Here is a 17,848-nt window from a genome sequence, read left to right as displayed (position 1 = left end):
AAGCCGTCCGGTGCGCGCCCGGCGCACGGCCCGGAGCTCACCGGCGCTCACCGGATCTCACCGGATCTCAGGAGGCCAGCGGCAGCTCCAGCGCGAAGGCGAAGCGGCTGCCTTCCTCGGGCGAGGTCTCCACGCTGATCTCGCCGCCCATCAGCCGCACCAGCTGCTGGCTGATCGCCAGCCCCAGGCCGGTGCCGCCGGCGCGGCGCGAGCGGTCCGCCACCTGCTCGAAGGGCTGGAACAGGCGCTCGACCTGTTCCGGCGCCATGCCGATGCCGGTGTCGGAGACGGTGAAGCGCAGCATCAGGCTGGTCGGCCCCTGCGCAACGACGTCGACGTTCAGCCCGACCCGGCCGTGATCGGTGAACTTCACCGCGTTGGACAGCAGATTGAGCAAGACCTGGCGCAGGCGCTGACCGTCGGCGCGCACCCGCGTGGGCAACTGCGGATCGAGCTTGACGTCGAAGGACAGGCCCTTCTCCGCGGCGCGCGGGCGCATGGATTCGCTGCAGATCTCCAGCAGCGCGCGCAGGTCCAGCGGATTGAGCTGCAGGGTCAGCTTGCCGGCCTCGATGCTGGCGACGTCCAGCAGATCGGTGATCAGCACCAGCAGGTGCTCGCCGGATTCACGCATCAGCCGGATGCGGGTCTGTTGCGCCTCGGTCAGCGAGCTGTCCATCTGCAGCAGCTGCGCGAAGCCCAGGATGGCGTTCAGCGGCGTGCGGAACTCGTGGCTCATGGTCGCCAGGAAGCGGCTCTTGGCCTGATTGGCAGCCTCGGCGCGCTGCTTGGCCTGCGACAGCTCCACGGTGCGTTCGGTGACCAGTTCCTCGAGGTGGTCGCGGTGCTGGGTCAGTTCCTGCTCGGCCAGCCGGCGCAGCGTGATGTCGCTGACCAGGCCTTCGATGCGCGGCGCGCCGTCCATCACCAGATGCAGGCTGAGCTCGACCCACAGCTCGCGGCCGTCGCGCGTGCTCACCAGCAGCGGCACCTGCTGCAGCAGGCGGTGGCGCTCCAGCGCGCGGGCGAGGCGGCGGTACTCGTCGCGTTCGACGCGCACCATGCGGCTCAGGCTGATGCCTTGCGCGTCCTCGGGCCGCGACAGGCCCAGCATCTGCGCCAGCGCCTTGTTCACGCGCAGCAGCCGGCCGTGACCGTCGGCTTGGAAGATGCCTTCGGCGGCGTTCTCGAACAGGCTGCGATAGCGCTGCTCGCTGCTGCGCAGGCCCTCGGCGAAATCGCGCAGCCGCGCGCTCATCGCGTTGAGCTGATCGGTCAGATCGCCGATCTCGTCCGCATGCTCGGGCTCGATGTGGGCGCCGAGCTCGCCGGCCGCCACGCGTTGCGCCAGGCCGCGCAGGCGCGAGACCGGGCGCTCCACCAGACGGCGGACGAGGAAGTAGCTGGTCAGGCCGATCGCCAGCAGCACCGTCGCCAGCAGGCTGGCCACGAGACGCCGGGTCTCGCCCAGGGTCTGGTCGATGTAGGCGCGGGTGTAGACCAGCGTCGCGCGGCCCAGCGCGCCGGCCGGTCCCTGGGCGCCGGCGCGATGGCTGAGCTCGAACTCCAGCGTCAGCGGTCGCACGGCCGCCTCGGAGCGGGCTCGGCGCAGGGTGTCCAGGCCGGGCGCGGCCAGCGTGATCGAGTGGACTTCCGGATCCGCCATCACGGCGTCCAGCAGCTCGGAGAGCGCGGCGCTGTCCAGGTTCCAGACCGGCTCGGCGAAGCCGCGGGCCACCAGCTGCGCCATGCGCTGCTGGCGCTCGATGAGCGCCTCGTTGAGTTCGTGCTCGTGACGGTCGACCCAGTACAGGCCGATCAAGCCCACCAGCAGCGTCGCGCTGAGGCTCAGCGCGGCCACCAGCCGCGTCTGGATGCTCAGCGTCGAACGGCCCATGAACGCATGCCCTCTCCTGATGTTTGCGGTCGAGTGTCGCGCAATAAGCCCGGACCTTCGGGACCAACCGAAGGGGGATGGGCCTCAGGATTTCACGGGTTGCAGAGGCAAAGACCGGTCCCGTTCCGTTTGGCATGCGTCCGATCAGAGGGATTCGGCAAGCAACTCCAGGAAGTCGGGGGACGACGCGGGACGTGCTGCCGCGCTCGATGGGGCACCCCCCATGGGCTCCGAAGAGGGGGCCTCGATCCGCCGGCGCTTGGGCACCCCGAGAGGCGGCGGCATGGAGGACGAGAGAGACGGGTGGAACGGGTCGACCTCCGGCGTGGCCGGCGGGCGTTTCAAGACGCCCCGGGGGATCTGGGGGGCTTGTTGCGAAGGGCGCAGCGTCGAGCCTGAGGTACTCACGAGCCGCCGCCCCGCCACCCGGCTGGCGACGTGAGCGCACAGCCGGTCGACGGCGCGTTTCGTGTCGGCGAGGGCCTCCGTCAATAGCCGCTCGTCGGAGGTCGTGTCGAGTCGCATCAGCGCATCGAAGTAGCCCCTCGCGGCCTCGCCGTTGCGGTCCTCGGGAGGCAACTGCCGCAGTGCCTTTCGCGCGCGCTCCGCCAGCTTTTCGCGGTCTTGGAGATGCAGGGTGAGCGATTGGGGCGTGAGACTGCTGATCAAGGCTTCCAGCGCGTCCGACTCATCCTGCAACAGCTTCACCGCCCTGGAGAACGTCTGCGAGTCGAGCGCTTGGGGAAGGTTTATCCACTCGGTGCATTTCGCGTGGAGCGAGCGGAGTCGCGTCAAGCGAGGGGTCAGCTCCTGCTGGAGCGAGAAGGGCTTGCGTTTGGCATAGCTTTCCAGGCAAATCAGCGTGGCATCCGCGAGCACGATCTGCAGCCTGAACTCCTCCAGACGCTCGGTCTGGGACGGTGTCGGGTCGGGGAGTGTCGTTGCGGCCAGGGAGGGGTCGACCGTCGACGGGACATGAAACATGAGAGCGCCCAAAAGTGAGAGGGCGTGCTGAGTGATGCCAATGGCAGCGGCGTCAGCCCTTCAGACGCGGTTCTCGAACTGCGGCGCCAGCCGCGCCTCGCTCCAGCGCCACGGCAGCGCCCCGGGACGTCGCAGCGCGGCGGTGACGCGCAGACGCAGTTCGCGCGTGTCGCCTTCCCAATGGACATCGGCCCGGGCGGCCAGATGCAGCATCTCGCCGCTGGCGTAGTCCGGCACCAGCAGGCCCGCGCGAGGATGCAGCAGCAGGTTGCCCAGCGTCATGAAAAAGCGGTTGCCAGGGAAGTCCTCGATGCGCAGCTCGATGCCACCGTCGAGTCGCGTCTGCACCCGCACGAAGCCGGGCGGGCCGCCGCGATGCGACACGTCGACACCCTCCGAGCGCCCATCGCCCGGCACCGGCGCCGAGGCGCTGGCGATGAAGACCGTGTCCGCCGCGCCCAGCAGCGCGATGGCCCGCGCGTCCAGCCCGGCGCCGAGCGGATGCGCAATGGCCGGCGGCGTGTCGTCCCAGGTCAGCGGATCGCGGGCCTGGATGTACTTCGGGCAATTGCCGAAGCTCTGCACGACGCCGATCTCCATCGACTCGTCGGACAGCGAGACCAACCGGCCGTTCATCCGGTTGCGGCGCCGGGTGTGCGGCTCCAGCCCGAGCAGCCCGACCGGCGCGCCCACACCGCGCGCCCGCAGCGCCGCCAGTGCCGGGTCTTGCCCGTCGAAGGCGCCGGCGATCCTCATCGTGCGCGCGTCGGGCGTGTCGACGAAGCCGGGCCTGCCGGCCAGCATCGTGGCCCAGGGCTGGCCGCTCGCGTCCAGCGCGCCCAGCAGCATCGTCGGCAGCTTGCCGAAGAGCTCGCGGTGCTGGTCGGGCATGTGGTCGCGGACCACCTGCGCGCCGATCTCCGCCATGCGCTCGCGCAGGCCCAGGCGCTGATGCAGGGTCTGCTCGCCGGGGTGCCAGGTCTTGTCGGAGGCGTCGAAGTCGCCGAAGTCGCCGAAGTCGCCGAACGCGTGCGTCGTGTCCATGGCGGTTCCTCAGAGCTTGTCAGGCAGCGGGACGAAGCCGGGCAGGGCTTCGATGCGGGCGAGCCAGGCGCGCAGGCGTGGGTAGTCGGCCAGCGAGACGCCGCCGATCGGCGCCTGCGCGGTGTAGCCGTAGAAGCTCAGGTCGGCCAGCGTCGGACGCTCGGCAACCAGGAAGGGGCGCTCGGCCAGTTGCGCCTCGATCAGCGTGAACAGGCGGTGCGAGATCTCCGCCATCGCCGGATCCACCGGCCGGCCCATGATGCCCTGGAAGCGTGCCGACGCCGGGCCCGGCTTGAGCATCCCGACCGACAGCGCGAACCAGCGCTCCTGCTCGGCGGCTTCGTCCGCGTCACGCGGCAGCCAGTCCGACGAGGGCGCGTAGCGCGAGGCCAGGTAGACGAGGATGGCGTTGCTCTCGGCCAGCACGCGTGTGCCGTCCTCCAGCACCGGCACTTGGCCGAGCGGGTTCAGCGCCAGGAAGGCGGGCTGGCGGTGCTCGCCGCCGGGCAGGTCGACGTCGATGAATTCATGCGGCAGTTCCAAGATGGACAGCAGCAGCTCGACGCGATGGCAATGGCCCGACAAGGGCAGGCGGTGCAGCTTGAGCGGGGCGGCGGGACGGGTCATGGGGCTTCCTTCGTTGTCAGAGCCTCTACCGTATCTCTTGCACCTGCCGATGAGAATCATGGGGTCGCATCATTCAGAATTGCAGCCGTCGAAACAATTGAACCCGAGTAGTGCGCCACGCGCCTCGGGCTCGCCGTCATGGATCACCTGGACCGCCTGCGCTGCTTCGTCGCCGTCGCCGACACGCAGAGCTTCGCCGCCGCCGCGCGGCGCATCGGCTGCTCGGCGCCGGCCGCGACCCGCGCCATCGCCGCGCTGGAGCAGCGCCTGGGCGTGCAGCTGTTCCAGCGCAGCACGCGCTCGGTCCGCATGACCGCCGAGGGCGAGCGCTTCCAGCTCGACTGCCGGCGCATCCTGGCCGATCTGGACGAGTCGGAGATGGCGCTCACCAGCGCCCAGGCCGAGCCGGCCGGGCTGCTGTCGCTGACCGCGCCGACGATGTTCGGGCGGCTCTTCGTCGCGCCGCCGGCGATGGACTTCATGCAGCGCCATCCGCGCATCCGCATGAAGCTGCTGCTGGTCGACCGCGTGGTGCCGCTGCTGGACGAGGCTCAGGATCTGGCCGTACGCATCGCTCATCTGCCGGACTCGGGCCTGACCGCGGTGCCGGTGGGCGCGATGCGGCGGGTGATCGTGGCCTCCCCGGATTACCTGGCCCGCGCGGGCGAGCCGATGACGCCGGGCGAGCTGGCCGGCCATCGCATCGTGGCCGGCTACTTCGATGGCCAGGGCATGACGCCGTGGCGATTCCGCGAGGGCTCGCAGGCGCTGACGCCGACGCTGATGGTCAACGACAACGCCTCGGCGATCGCCGCCGCGGTGGCGGGCGTGGGGTTGGTGCGCTGCCAGCTCTATCAGGCCGTCGAGGCGCTGCAGCGCGGCGAGCTGCGCATCGTGCTGGCCAACCACGAGATCCCGGCCGCGCCGGTCCACATCGTCCACGCCGCCGGACGGCGCGTGCCCGCGACGCTGCGGCTGCTGCTGGACTTCCTCACCGAGCGGCTGCGCGCGCAGCCGGTGCTGGGCGGCGACGCGTTCATGCGATGACGCCATGGCCCGCGGGCCCTTGAGAAGAGCGGGCCCGACATGACACGCGCCCCGTGCCGGGATCGGCAGCGGGGCGCGGGGGGCGGACACGGCGTCCGGCGGGGTTCGTGAGGGCCCGGGAGCGATCCCGGGGGCAGGTCATGACTTGGCGGCGGCCTTCTTCGCGGCGACCTTCTTGGCGGGGGCCTTGGCCGGCGCGGCCTTCGCCGCCGCCTTCGCGGGCGGTTTGGCGCCCGGCTTCGCGGCGCGCGGCTCGAACTCGAAGACGACCTTGCCTTCCTTCTTGTCGTAGGCCAGGAAAGCCTTGAACTTGCGGCGCGTCTTGTTGGAGACGAAGTTCTCCAGCAGGTCCGTCTTGCCGGTCTCCAGCAGCTTGCTCACCTGCTCGGGCTCGACCGGCTGCTGCAGGATGATCTTGCCGCTCTTGAAGTCGCAAGTGACCTTGTCGCCCACCGCGTGTTCGCACACGTAGTTGCTGCCGAAGTCGTAGACCTTGCCGCCGCACTTGGGGCAATGACCCAGCGAGGTCTGCCCGCTGAAGTCCACCGGCTCGCCGTTCTCCTCGGCCTTCTTGGCGTCCTCGCCGAAGTCGAACTCCAGCTTCCAGTTGTCGATCTCCGCGTCGAAGACCAGCGCCAGTTCGGCCGTGAAAGGCCAGCCCGCCTTGGAGCGGAAGCCCTCCAGCGGACCGACCTTCTTGTCGCGCAGGAAGGCCTCGACTTCATGCAGCTCGAAGCTGCGGCCGCCCGGGATCTTGGGGATGGAGAAGCCGCACTCGTCGCCATGGCCGGTCTTGCCGATGCAGGTGAAGCGGCGGTAGTTCTCCTTGACCACGCCGCCGCACTTCGGGCACGGGGTCTTGAGCGTCGCGTAGTCGCCGGGGATGGTGTCGCGGTCGTACTCCTTGGCCTTGCGCACGACCTTCTCGGTCATCGCGGCGATCTCGGCCATGAAGGCCTCGCGCTTCAGGCGCCCCTTCTCCATCTCCGACAGCTGGAATTCCCAGTTGCCGGTCAGCTCGGGCTTGGTCAGCTCCTCCACGCCCAGGCCGCGAAGCAGCGTCATCAGCTGGAAGGCCTTGGCGGTGGGGATCAGCTCGCGGCCCTCGCGCAGCATGTACTTCTCGGCCAGCAGGCCTTCGATGATGGCGGCGCGCGTGGCCGGCGTGCCCAGACCCTTTTCGGCCATGGCCTCGCGCAGCTCGTCGTCGTCGACCAGCTTGCCCGCGCCTTCCATCGCGGACAGCAGCGTCGCTTCCGTGTAGCGCGCCGGCGGCTTGGTCACCAGGGCCTTGACGTCGGTGTCCTCGGTGCGGACCAGCTCGCCGGCCTTGACCGGGACCAGCATCGCGCCGCTGGTGCCGGGCTCGGCGTTCTCGTCGGTGGCTTCCTTGCCGTAGACCGCCTGCCAGCCCGGCTTGATCAGCACCTTGCCGTTGGTCTGGAACGCATAAGACTTGGCCGCCGTCTTGACGGTCGAGATGCGGGTCGTGACCTGGAATTCCGCGGGCGGGAAGAACACCGCCAGGAAGCGCTTGACGACCATGTCGTAGAGCTTGGCCTCGGCCTCGGTCAGGCTGCGCGGGGCCTGCAGCGTCGGGATGATGGCGAAGTGATCCGACACCTTGGCGTTGTCGAAGACCTTCTTGGTCGGCTTGATGTAGCCGTTGTCCAGCGCGGTGCGGGCGTGCGGCGCCAGCGCCTGCAGCGGGCCGGGCAGGTCCTCGTTGGCGATCATCCGCGCCGTTTCCTTGGCGACGTTGAGGTAGTCCTCCGGCAGATAGCGCGAGTCCGTCCGCGGGTAGGTCAGCACCTTGTGCTTCTCGTACAGCGCCTGCGCCAGGCCCAGCGTGGTCTTGGCCGAGAAGCCGAAGCGCGAGTTGGCCTCGCGCTGCAGCGTGGTCAGGTCGTACAGGCCGGGGCTGGCCGTGGTGCTGGGCTTGGACTCCTCGGTCACCGTGGCCGGCTGGCCCTTGGCGGCCGCGGCGATGGCGTCGGCCTCGGCCTGCGTCCAGACGCGGTCGGCGCGCTGCTCGGGATCCTCGGCATTCTTCTTGAACGCGGGATCGAACCACTTGCCTTCGTACTGGCCGGCCTCGGCGTCGAAGGTCCCGCGGATCTCCCAGTAGTCGCGGTAGACGTGCTTGCGGATCTTCTCCTCGCGCTCCACAACGATGGACAGCGTGGGCGTCTGCACCCGGCCCACGGTGGTCAGGAAGAAGCCACCGTCGCGCGAGTTGAACGCGGTCATCGCCCGGGTGCCGTTGATGCCCACCAGCCAGTCGGCCTCGGAGCGGCAGCGCGCGGCGTCGGCCAGCGGCAGCATCTGGGCGTCGGTGCGCAGGCCCTCGAAGCCGTCGCGGATCGCCTGCGGCGTCATCGACTGCAGCCACAGCCGGCTCACCGGCTTGGCGATCGGGGCCTTGGCGCCGGCCGCGTACTGGACGATCAGGCGGAAGATCAGCTCACCCTCGCGACCCGCGTCGCAGGCGTTGATCAGCGAGGTCACGTCCTTGCGCTTGATCAGCTTGACCAGCGCGTTGAGCCGGCCCTTGCTCTTGTCGATCGGATTCAGATCGAAGTGGGGCGGGATCACCGGCAGGTGGGCGAAGCTCCACTTGCCGCGCTTGACGTCGAACTCCTCCGGCGCCTTGATCTCCACCAGATGGCCGACGGCCGAGCTCACGACGTACTCGTCGTTCTCGAAATACTCGTCGTGCTTCTCGAACTTGCCTGACAGCGGAGTCAGCGCCTTGACGATGTCCTGCGCCACCGACGGCTTCTCCGCGATCACCAATGCCTTGCTCATGCGATTGCTTCTTTCTTCATCGTCCAGTCACCCGAAACCTCCCGGGCGCCTGCCTACAATGCGGCCTCGCGCGCGCCCACGCTACGTACACGTACACGCGCGCGCGCACCCATGAATTCAATGTACCGGACTCGCTCCATGCCGCAAGACAGCCCTGTTTCGAGCGCCACCCCCCAACAACCTCAGGCGAAGACCAAGGCCCCGGCCAAGGGCTCGCGGATCCAGGTACGGGCCTCCGGCGTGCACGGCCGCGGCGTCTACGCGGTGGCGGCCATCCCCGCCGGCGACAAGATCATCGAATACAAGGGCGAGCGCATCTCCTGGGACGAGGCCATCGAGCGCCACCCCCACGACCCCAGCCAGCCCGACCATACGTTCTTCTTCCATCTGGAGGAGGGCGACGGGGTGATCGACGCGGCGGTGGGCGGCAACCACGCGCGCTGGATCAACCATGCCTGCGCCCCGAATTGCGAGGCGCGCGAGACCGGCGGCCGCGTGTTCATCCACGCGCTGACGGACATCTCGCCTGGCGAAGAGCTGTTCTACGACTATGGTCTGGTGATCGACGAGCGCTACACGGCCAAGCTGAAGAAGCGTTTCGAATGTCGCTGCGGCCATCCGGGTTGCCGCGGAACGATGCTCGCACCCAAGCGCTGAGATCTCCCTCTAGACTCCGGGGATTCTCAGCACCGGACGCGATCGTCCGGGACGATCAGGACGGATCACAGGATCCACAACATCGCGGCGATGCAAGAACATCAGAACTGGGGCGCCGAAGCCCTGTGGCAAGACCTGGAACCGCTGCTGCCGGGCCTCAGCATCGAGGTGCTGGCACGGGCGGAATCCACCAACGCGACGCTGGTCGAGCGCGTGCGCCGCGACGGCGCCGCGGCGGCCGGGGCGAGCGCACCGGCGGGCCGCGAAGCCCGTGAGCCCCGTGACGGGCAGCGCCCCTACGGCCGCCGTCAGCACGACCTGCACCCCTGCCTGCTCATCGCCGAGCATCAGACCCACGGCCGCGGCCGACAGGGTCGCAGCTGGCACAGCACGGCCGGCGCGTCGCTGACCTTCTCGCTGTCGCTGCCGATGAACGTGCCCGACTGGTCCGGCCTGTCCCTGGTTGTCGGCGCCGCGATCGCCGAGGCGCTCGATCCCGAGGGCAAACGGCTCAAGCTCAAGTGGCCCAACGACCTGTGGCTGGACGATCGCAAGCTGGGCGGCATCCTCATCGAAACCGTGCCCGCCGGCGCGTCGCGCATGGCCGTGGTCGGCGTCGGCGTGAACGTGTCGGACCGGGCGCGGGTGGCGGACTCGCAACTCAATACCGGCTTCGCCTGCCTGCAGGAGCTCATCCCCGACGTGACACCGCCGCAGGCGCTGGCGCGTCTGGCGCCAGCGCTGGTCAAGGCGCTCGCGGACTTCCCGCGCGAGGGCTTCGGCGTCTGGCGCGAGCGCTTCACGGCGCGCGATCTGCTGACGGGTCAGTCGGTGACGGCCGGTCCGTTGGAAGGCGTGGCCGCCGGCGTGAACGAGCGCGGCGAGCTGCAAATCGACACCGCCTCCGGTCGCCAGACCGTCAGCGGCGGCGAGGTCAGCGTGCGTCTGGCGGGGCCGGGCGCGTCGTCCGGGTCCACCGGCTCGGCGGGGAGGTAAGGGATCGATGCTGCGCGCCGTGGTCATCCTGCTGTTCGTCGCCAACGTGCTGGTGCTCGCGTGGCACCGCGGCTGGATTCCCGGGGCGGCGCAGCCGGTCCCGCGGCTGGATCAGCAGCTCAACGCGGCGCGGCTGTCGCTGTTGAATCAGCAGGCGGTGACGCAACTGGCCAAGCTGTCCTGCGTCGAACTGGGCCCGATGACCGGCGACGAGCCGGTGCGCCGCGCGGCTGCCGCGCTGACCGCGGCGGGCATCGCGTCCTCGGCTTGGCAGATGCACACGGCCGACGGCGCCGGCGTGTGGGCGCTGGCCACGATCAAGATGCCCAGCCGGGATTTCCGCGAGCGCAAGGAAGACACCTACCGCAGCGCCCGCATCGCTTTCGAGCCGCTGCAGGGCTTCCCTGAAGAACAGCCCACGCTGGTGCTCAGCAAGCACGACAGCGAGGCCGCCGCGCAGGCGGCGCTCGACGGCATGACCCGGCGCAACTACAAGGGCCTGCGCGTGCTGCGTCTGCAGGCGCCGCAGTCGACGACGACGCTGCGTCTGGCACGGCTGGACGGCCTGCAGGTCGCCAAGCTGGACGCGATCGCGTCGCCGCCCTGGGGCTCGGCGCGCCACGCCTGCGAGGCGGAGGCGAACGCCAACGCCGCCTCCGCGGCTGCCGGGACCGGCTCCGCGGCCAGCCGCTGAGACAGCGGGACGACGCAAACCGCGCAGTGCGCCAGCACGCGGGCGACGCGCCCCTGCGAAGACTTCACTGCTTCGGAAACGACAAGGCCCCGACCATCGGGGCCTTGTTCATGGCGCCATCCATCGATGGCGTGACGATCCGCTGATGCCGGGGCTCAGCGTGCCGAGCCCGCCCGCCGCGCGGGCCAGCGCAGCGCGATCACGGCCAGCGCCAGTCCGGCCAGCCACAGGCCGCTCATCGCGCCGCCACCGCCGCCGGAGCTGGTGGTGGTCACGGGCGTGGTCGGGGTGGTGGGGGTCGTCGGCGCGGGCGCTGCCGGTGCGGCCGCCGCCACCGCGGCGGCGGCGTCCAGCATGCCGGCGCCGCAGGTACTGGTGGTGCAGTTGCATTCCAGCTGCGGCGATGCGGTCGTCCCCGCCACGCATTGCGCCACGCCGCTGACGGACGGGAAGGCCCGCGCGGTGGACATCAGCTTGCTCTTGATCTCGGCGGGCGTCAGCGAGGAGTTCACCGCCAGCATCAGCGCGATCGTTCCCGACACCAGCGGCGTGGAGAAGCTCGTGCCGGTGCCGGCGTAGTTGTAAGCGTTGTCGGCCGCCTTCGGCGTCGTCGCGCCCGAGTTGCTGGTCGACAGGATCGGGTACAGGCACGCACCGGAAGTGTTGACGCAGTTGCCGCCGGGCGCCGCGATGGTGTTCTGCGGCCCGAGGTTCGAGAAGCCGACCTTGGTCCCCACGTTGCGCAGGCCCGCCACGGCGATCACGCCGGTGCAGTTGGCCGGCGTGCCGACGCCGATGCCGCCGCCGGTGCTCGTGCTGGTGGTCTCGACGCCGTTGCCGGCCGCCGCGACCACGCTGACGCCGGCGTTGATCACCGCGGTCACCGCGTTCTGATAGATGTTGGAGCAGGCGCCGTCGCTGCCCAGGCTCATGTTGATGACCTTGGCGGGATTCGGGTTCGACGGCAGACCCGGCACCGCGAGGCCGGCGGCCCAGCGCATGCCGGCGTCGATGTCCGACTGCCAGCCGCCGCACTTGCCCAGCACCCGCACCGGCAGGATCTTGGCGTTGTAGGCGACGCCGGCCATGCCCAGGCCGTTGTTGGTCAGCGCGGCGATCAGGCCCGAGACCCGCGTGCCGTGCCAGGAGCTGGTGCCGCTGCCGATGTCGTCCTTGGTGCACCCGGTGCCCAGGCGGCCGCTGTCGATGTCGGCCTGGCTGACCCAGTCGCCCGGGTCGCTGGGGTCGGCGTCGGCGCCGTCGCCGTCGTTGGCCGCGGCGATCTGGTCCGAGGTGGCCGTGCCGCCGTTGTTGTAGCCCACCACGTCATAGCCCGGCTTGAACTGGCCGGCCAAGTCCGGATGGTCCAGGCGCACGCCGGTGTCCAGCACCGCCACGACCACGCCGTTGCCGGTGGAGAGGTCCCAGGCGGCCGGCATGTTGATGGCGGAGACCAGCGTCGAGTCCGGCGTCTTCAGGTACCACTGGCCGGCGCTCACGCCGTTGGCCGAGGCGGTCGCATACAGCGGATCGTTGGGCACCGAGGTGTGGCGCCACCAGCGGTCGACCTCGACGGCCTCGACCTCGCTGTCGGCGGCCAGGCGCCTGGCCAGTTCGGCCGAGCTCATGCCGGTGGCGGTGAAGACGTGGGTGCGGCTGTCCAGGCTGCGGCGCGCGTGCAGCGAGGCGCTATGGCGCAGGCCCAGCGTGGTCGCGCGGACCTGGGCGACATCGGCGGCTTCGAGCGCGGTCGCGCGCGCGGCCATCGGCCGGGCCTTGACGGTGGCCGCCTGCTCCTTGAAGCGGACGATCACGCGGGCGTAGTTGCTTTGCTGGTCGGGGCTCTGGGCGCTGGCGCTGGCGCTGGCGCTGGCGCTGGCGGTGGATGTCGCCGCGATCGCAGGCGAGGTCAGGGCGGTCGCCGACGCGGCAATCAGACCGGCGGCAGTCGCCAGGTGCCGCAGACGCAGCGACAGGAATTTGGCAGGCATCAACAGCTCCGAGGGAACACGGCCAGCAAGTTTAGGTCGGTGCCTGCTAAAAATTTGCTAAGGCCATGACACATTCGCGCTGTCGCCCACACCATAAAGAGTGGGGCGGCCCACTTTCGTCACGCTCTCTCGGACGGACTTGAAACGAGGTGTTTTCGAGGGTCTCCAGACGCCCCGCGGCCGGTGCCGAGCGGGCAAGAAAAAGCCCCGCCGAGGCGGGGCTTGGAAGCGGGATCGGAAGGCGCTTATTGGGCGACGACCTTGACCATCTCCAGCACCTTGTTCGAGTAGCCCCACTCGTTGTCGTACCAGGACACGAGCTTGACGAAGGTGCCGTCCAGGGCGATGCCGGCTTCGGCGTCGAAGATCGAGGTGCGCGGGTCGCCGCGGAAGTCGGTGGCGACGACCTTGTCATCGGTGTAGCCCAGCACGCCCTTCAGGGCGCCTTCGCTCTGGGCCTTCATCTCGGCGCAGATTTCCTTGTAGGAGGCCTCGTTGTTCAGCTCGACGGTCAGGTCGACGACCGAGACGTCGGAGGTTGGCACGCGGAAGGACATGCCGGTCAGCTTCTTGTTCAGCTCGGGGATCACCACGCCCACGGCCTTGGCGGCGCCGGTGGAGGAGGGGATGATGTTCTCGAGGATGCCGCGGCCGCCGCGCCAGTCCTTGTTGGACGGGCCGTCGACGGTCTTCTGCGTGGCGGTGGTGGCATGCACGGTGGTCATCAGGCCGCGCTTGATGCCCCACTTGTCGTTCAGCACCTTGGCCAGCGGGGCCAGGCAGTTGGTCGTGCAGCTGGCGTTGGAGATGATGGCCTGGCCGGCGTAGGTCTTGTGGTTCACGCCGTAGACGAACATCGGGGTGTCGTCCTTGGACGGAGCCGACATGATCACCTTCTTGGCGCCGGCGGCCAGATGCTTCTCGCCGGTTTCCTTGGTCAGGAACAGACCGGTGGCTTCGACGACGATGTCGGCCCCGACCTCGTTCCACTTCAGCTCGGCGGGATCCTTGACCTGGGTCAGGCGGATGCGCTGGCCGTTGACGATCAGGGTGTTGCCGTCGACCGCGACTTCGCCGTCAAAGCGGCCGTGCACGCTGTCGTACTTCAGCATGTAGGCCAGGTAGTCCGGCTCCAGCAGGTCGTTGATGCCGACGATCTGGATGTCCTTGAAGTTCGCCACGGCGGCGCGAAACACCATGCGGCCGATGCGACCGAAGCCGTTGATACCGATCTTGATGGTCATGAGGAAAGTCTCCTGCGAGTGAAATGAATCGATGACGTCATGGACCCGCCGGCGCCCTTCGGAGGCCGGCGTGCCGCGGAGGTGTTCGGTCCGGCACGAGAGGCCCCGCTCTGAGGTGGGGCGCTCGCGCCGAAGCGCACGATTTGAACAGATCGGCGCGGGCCGGCGTTTCCAGCGGGTTACCGGATTACGGCCGGTGGAACAGCACCGTTACATCGCGGCGCCCTCTCCGACGCGGCGGTGCGGATTCGGCTGGAACTCGGTCGCACGGACGGCCCGGCGATGAGCCGAAAAAAAGGGGCCGCATGCGCGGCCCCGAGTCTGTCGTCTACCAAGAAAAAAATCGCAAGGAACCAAAGAGCGATGGACCGCCTCGGGCCACGAGGACCCGGCGGCGCTCCGCTGGGCGCTCACGCGCCGAGGAAATGCTTCCGATAGCGCGCCGGCATGTCCGAGATGCGCATCATCATCGGCAGGTCGGCGGTGTTGAAGTCCGGATCCCAGGCCGGACGCCCCAGGATGCGCGCGCCCACGCGCAGGTAACCCTTGATCAGCGGCGGCGGCTCGACGGCCAGATCCTGGCGCAGTTCGTCCACCGGCAGCGGCAGCCGCGGGCGCACCTGCCACTCGATGTCGGCCATGTGGCTGCCCTCGAGCTGCTTCCACAGGCTGGCGGCGTAATGGCCGCCGTCGCGCATGCTGATGCTGGCGCAGCCGATCATGATTTCCAGATCGTTCCGGACCATGAACTCGGTCAGCGCGCCCCACAGCGCCATGATGGCGCCGCCGCTGCGGTGATCCGGGTGCACGCAGGAGCGGCCCAGCTCCACCATGCGCGGGCGCAGCGAGCGCAGGCGGGTCAGGTCGAACTCGGTCTCGCTGTACAGGCCGCCGGCGCGGCGGGCCGCTTCCGGGGTCAGCACGCGGTAGGTGCCGATGACCTCGGCCGGCTGGCCCAGCGCGTCGAGCTTGCGCACCAGCAGGTGCTCGCAGAAGGGGTCGAAGACGTCGACGTCATGACCGGCCGGCGCATTGGCGGGCGGGCTCAGTCGCGCGCCCATCTCGCCGACGAAGATCTCGTACCTCAGACGCTGGGCCTGACGGACTTCTTCTTCGGTACGCGCCCAGCCCACATGGAAGCGAGTGCGCGCAGTCTCGACAGCTTCGGCGGACGAGCCTGCTGAAAGTGACCTCCGAGGCGCTTCGGTGGAGCGCAGATCGGAGAAGGGCAGGGTGGGCAGCGGCAGATCCCTCATGGCTGGGCCTCGCGGATGTGATGGCCGTGATGCTGAGCGGACGGGGTGACGCGTCGGTGACCTCGGGGTGAACGAACCGTGACAGTCGCGCCGCCGTCACGCGTCTCGGGTCCTCGCGTTCCTCGTTGCCGAAGACCCGGCGCAATGCCTCTCCTTTACGTGCGTTTTCCTCGTGTTGCCGTCCCTGTCCGCGAGGGCTCGGGACCCGCTGCTAAAGTCGGCGCATGAGCTTCCAGGTCTTCGGTATTCCTGTGTCTCGTGGCGTGGCGATCGGCCGTGCGGTGCTGGTCGCGTCCAGTCGCGTCGACGTCGCCCATTACTTCATCGCGTCGGCCGATGCCGAGCAGGAATTCGCCCGGCTCGTGCGAGGCCGCGATGCGGTGACGCGCGAGCTCCAGGACCTCAAGGCCGACCTTCCGGAAGACGCCCCGCATGAGCTCGACGCGCTGCTGGACGTCCACCTGCTGCTGCTGAACGACGAGGCGCTCGTCGACGCGGCCCGGGACTGGATCGTGGACCGGCACTACAACGCCGAGTGGGCGCTGTCGGCCCAGCTCGAAGTCCTGGCCCGCCAGTTCGACGAGATGGAGGACGACTACCTGCGCGAGCGCAAGGCGGACCTGGAACAGGTCGTCGAGCGCGTGCTGTCGGCGCTGGCGCTGGAGCTGGATTCGTCCGCCGGGGGCGGCCCCTCGGCGGTGGTAGCGCGGGACTTCGCCGGCGAGGATCCGCTGCTGCTGGTGGCCGCCGACATCGCGCCGGCCGACATGATCCAGTTCAAGCGCAGCGTCTTCCAGGGATTCATCACCGACATCGGCGGCAAGACCTCGCACACGGCCATCGTCGCCCGGAGCATGGCCATCCCCGCCGTGGTCGGCACGCGCGAGGCCTCGCGGCTGATCCGCCAAGACGATTGGGTCATCATCGACGGCGACGCCGGGACGGTGATCGTGAACCCGTCGCCGATCATTCTGGAGGAGTACCGATTCCGGCAGCGTCAGGCGGAGCTCGAAAACGCCCGACTGGCCCGCCTGCGCCATACGCCGGCGATCACGATGGACGGGCAGCGCATCGAGCTGCACGCCAACATCGAGCTGCCGGGGGACACGGTGTCGGCGCTGGCGTCCGGTGCGACCGGGGTCGGTCTGTTCCGCAGCGAGTTTCTTTTCATGAACCGCGAGGGCGATCTGCCCAGCGAGGAAGAGCAGTTCGTGGCCTACAAGGCGGCCGTGGAAGCGATGGCTGGACTGCCGGTGACCATTCGCACCGTGGACATCGGCGCGGACAAGCCGCTCGACCGCATGTCCGTCAACGAGTTGCGCCATGAGCACGTGCTCAACCCGGCCATGGGCCTGCGAGCGATCCGCTGGAGCTTGGCTGAGCCGAGCATGTTCCGTCAACAGCTGCGCGCCATATACAGGGCGAGTGCCTTCGGCCGCGTGAAGCTGCTGGTCCCGATGGTGGCCCACCTCGGGGAGATCCGGCAGGTCCAGGAGACGCTCAAGCGGGTGAAGGCCCAGCTGGACGAGGCGGGTCAGATGTATGGGCGGGTGGATCTTGGCGTCATGGTGGAGGTTCCAGCCGCCGCGATCATGCTGCCGCAACTGCTCAAGCATGTGGACTTCGTGTCGATCGGGACGAACGACCTGATTCAATACACCTTGGCGATCGACCGCGCCGATGAGGCGGTCGCCCATCTCTACGACCCCTGGCACCCGGCGGTGCTGCAGTTGCTGGCCGGCTCGATCGCCCAAGCGCGTGCGGCCGGCAAGGAAGTCAGCGTCTGCGGCGAGATGGCGGGAGACGCGGCCTTCACGGACTTGCTGCTGGGCATGGGGCTGACTTGCTTCTCCATGCACCCGTCCCAGATTCCCTCCGTCAAGCAACGCGTCCTGCGCGCCGACGCGCAGCGCCTGGCCGCAGGGTTGCCGAGAATCCTCGAGAGCGAGGACCCGGCCCGCACGGCGGCGGAGGTGCTCGCAAAGTCGGCGCGCCTCCACTGACGCCGCCTGCGACTTGGGGATCGCACCGATCTGATGACGCCAGCATGACGCGGGTGTTGCGCAGTCGGAAAAAACCGTGCTAGACTCTACGTCTTCGCTGCTCACGACAACGTTTTGAGCGGCGGCCTCGGAGGATATGCCGGGGTGTCAGGTGAATAATCGGGCTCTGCCCGGTTTTCATTTGGCGGCGAGATTCTCGCAGTCGGCGATAAAATAGTTTCTTCGATTGCTTGACGGCTTCAAAAGAAATCGTTCATAATCTCGCTCCTCACTGCACAGGACATTGTTTTGGGTGGTGGCCTCGGAGAATAGGCTGAGGTGGTCAAACAAGCATCTGGTAATACCAAGTATTTGTTTGGCGGCGAGATTCTCGCAGTCGACGATGAAAATAATTTCTCTGACTGCTTGACGAGTTCGAAAGAAATCGATCATAATCTCGCTTCTGCGCTGCTGACGACAAGTCGGTGACGCGACGAAGCTGGCGAAAGCTGCTTCGATGTTCTTTAAGAATTTACAGCCGATAAGCGTGGGCGTCTGGACGAGCGACCTGAGAAGGTTAAATCGCTAGATGCTCACGGAAAATGAATGAAGCTATGAAAG

At 68.6% G+C, this 17,848-nt stretch carries 13 protein-coding genes; 5 read left to right on the top strand and 8 right to left on the bottom strand.

Annotation, left to right across the window (positions count from 1 at the left end):
- Positions 1-67: 67 nt before the first annotated feature.
- The 4 genes from ABDW59_RS15310 to ABDW59_RS15295 all read right to left on the bottom strand — a co-directional run bounded on the left by ABDW59_RS15310 (position 68) and on the right by ABDW59_RS15295 (position 4,552).
- The gene (locus ABDW59_RS15310) at positions 68-1,897 is read right to left on the bottom strand and encodes an ATP-binding protein (protein ID WP_343630703.1); all 1,830 of its coding nucleotides are present in this window, start codon (positions 1,895-1,897) and stop codon (positions 68-70) included.
- A 144-nt stretch (positions 1,898-2,041) separates the two neighbouring features.
- Positions 2,042-2,881, bottom strand: a complete 840-nt coding sequence (locus ABDW59_RS15305) for a hypothetical protein (protein WP_343630702.1) — start codon at positions 2,879-2,881, stop codon at positions 2,042-2,044.
- A gap of 60 nt (positions 2,882-2,941) precedes the next feature.
- On the bottom strand, positions 2,942-3,925 hold the full coding sequence (locus tag ABDW59_RS15300) for a pyridoxamine 5'-phosphate oxidase family protein (RefSeq protein WP_343630701.1): 984 nt from the start codon (positions 3,923-3,925) through the stop codon (positions 2,942-2,944).
- Positions 3,926-3,934: 9 nt separating this feature from the next.
- Positions 3,935-4,552, bottom strand: a complete 618-nt coding sequence (locus tag ABDW59_RS15295; RefSeq protein WP_343630700.1) for a glutathione S-transferase family protein — start codon at positions 4,550-4,552, stop codon at positions 3,935-3,937.
- A 138-nt stretch (positions 4,553-4,690) separates the two neighbouring features.
- On the opposite strand from ABDW59_RS15295, the gene ABDW59_RS15290 reads away from it, so the two are divergent.
- The gene (locus tag ABDW59_RS15290; protein ID WP_343630699.1) at positions 4,691-5,599 is read left to right on the top strand and encodes a LysR substrate-binding domain-containing protein; all 909 of its coding nucleotides are present in this window, start codon (positions 4,691-4,693) and stop codon (positions 5,597-5,599) included.
- A gap of 138 nt (positions 5,600-5,737) precedes the next feature.
- Here the strand turns inward: ABDW59_RS15290 and ABDW59_RS15285 are convergent, their stop codons facing one another.
- Complete coding sequence (locus ABDW59_RS15285; RefSeq protein ID WP_343630698.1) at positions 5,738-8,407, bottom strand: DNA topoisomerase III; 2,670 nt, start codon at positions 8,405-8,407, stop codon at positions 5,738-5,740.
- Positions 8,408-8,545: 138 nt separating this feature from the next.
- On the opposite strand from ABDW59_RS15285, the gene ABDW59_RS15280 reads away from it, so the two are divergent.
- The 3 genes from ABDW59_RS15280 to ABDW59_RS15270 all read left to right on the top strand — a co-directional run bounded on the left by ABDW59_RS15280 (position 8,546) and on the right by ABDW59_RS15270 (position 10,754).
- A complete protein-coding gene (locus ABDW59_RS15280) occupies positions 8,546-9,064 on the top strand; it encodes an SET domain-containing protein-lysine N-methyltransferase (protein WP_343630697.1) in 519 nt (172 codons plus the stop codon).
- A gap of 90 nt (positions 9,065-9,154) precedes the next feature.
- On the top strand, positions 9,155-10,060 hold the full coding sequence (locus tag ABDW59_RS15275; RefSeq protein ID WP_343630696.1) for a biotin--[acetyl-CoA-carboxylase] ligase: 906 nt from the start codon (positions 9,155-9,157) through the stop codon (positions 10,058-10,060).
- Between the two features lie 7 nt (positions 10,061-10,067).
- Positions 10,068-10,754, top strand: a complete 687-nt coding sequence (locus ABDW59_RS15270) for a hypothetical protein (RefSeq protein ID WP_343630695.1) — start codon at positions 10,068-10,070, stop codon at positions 10,752-10,754.
- 155 nt (positions 10,755-10,909) lie between these two features.
- Here the strand turns inward: ABDW59_RS15270 and ABDW59_RS15265 are convergent, their stop codons facing one another.
- From ABDW59_RS15265 to ABDW59_RS15255, 3 genes are all read right to left on the bottom strand, one after another.
- Positions 10,910-12,745: a S8 family peptidase gene (locus tag ABDW59_RS15265; protein ID WP_343630694.1), complete on the bottom strand. Its 1,836-nt coding sequence runs from the start codon at positions 12,743-12,745 to the stop codon at positions 10,910-10,912.
- A 245-nt stretch (positions 12,746-12,990) separates the two neighbouring features.
- Positions 12,991-13,989 (bottom strand): type I glyceraldehyde-3-phosphate dehydrogenase, encoded by a 999-nt coding sequence (gene gap / locus ABDW59_RS15260; protein ID WP_343630693.1) that lies wholly within the window; start codon positions 13,987-13,989, stop codon positions 12,991-12,993.
- Positions 13,990-14,399: 410 nt separating this feature from the next.
- Entirely contained in the window at positions 14,400-15,245 is an 846-nt protein-coding gene (locus ABDW59_RS15255) for a GNAT family N-acyltransferase (RefSeq protein ID WP_343630692.1), read from the bottom strand.
- A gap of 224 nt (positions 15,246-15,469) precedes the next feature.
- Here ABDW59_RS15255 and ptsP point away from each other — a divergent pair, with 224 nt between their 5' ends.
- Entirely contained in the window at positions 15,470-17,248 is a 1,779-nt protein-coding gene (ptsP, locus tag ABDW59_RS15250) for a phosphoenolpyruvate--protein phosphotransferase (RefSeq protein ID WP_343630691.1), read from the top strand.
- The last annotated feature ends 600 nt before the right edge of the window (positions 17,249-17,848 follow it).

This window comes from Roseateles sp., from assembly GCF_039595295.1.
Lineage (GTDB): Bacteria > Pseudomonadota > Gammaproteobacteria > Burkholderiales > Burkholderiaceae_C > Roseateles.
The sequence above is the reverse complement of the archived record's forward strand: the minus strand, read 5'-3'. Positions and strand labels throughout refer to the sequence as shown.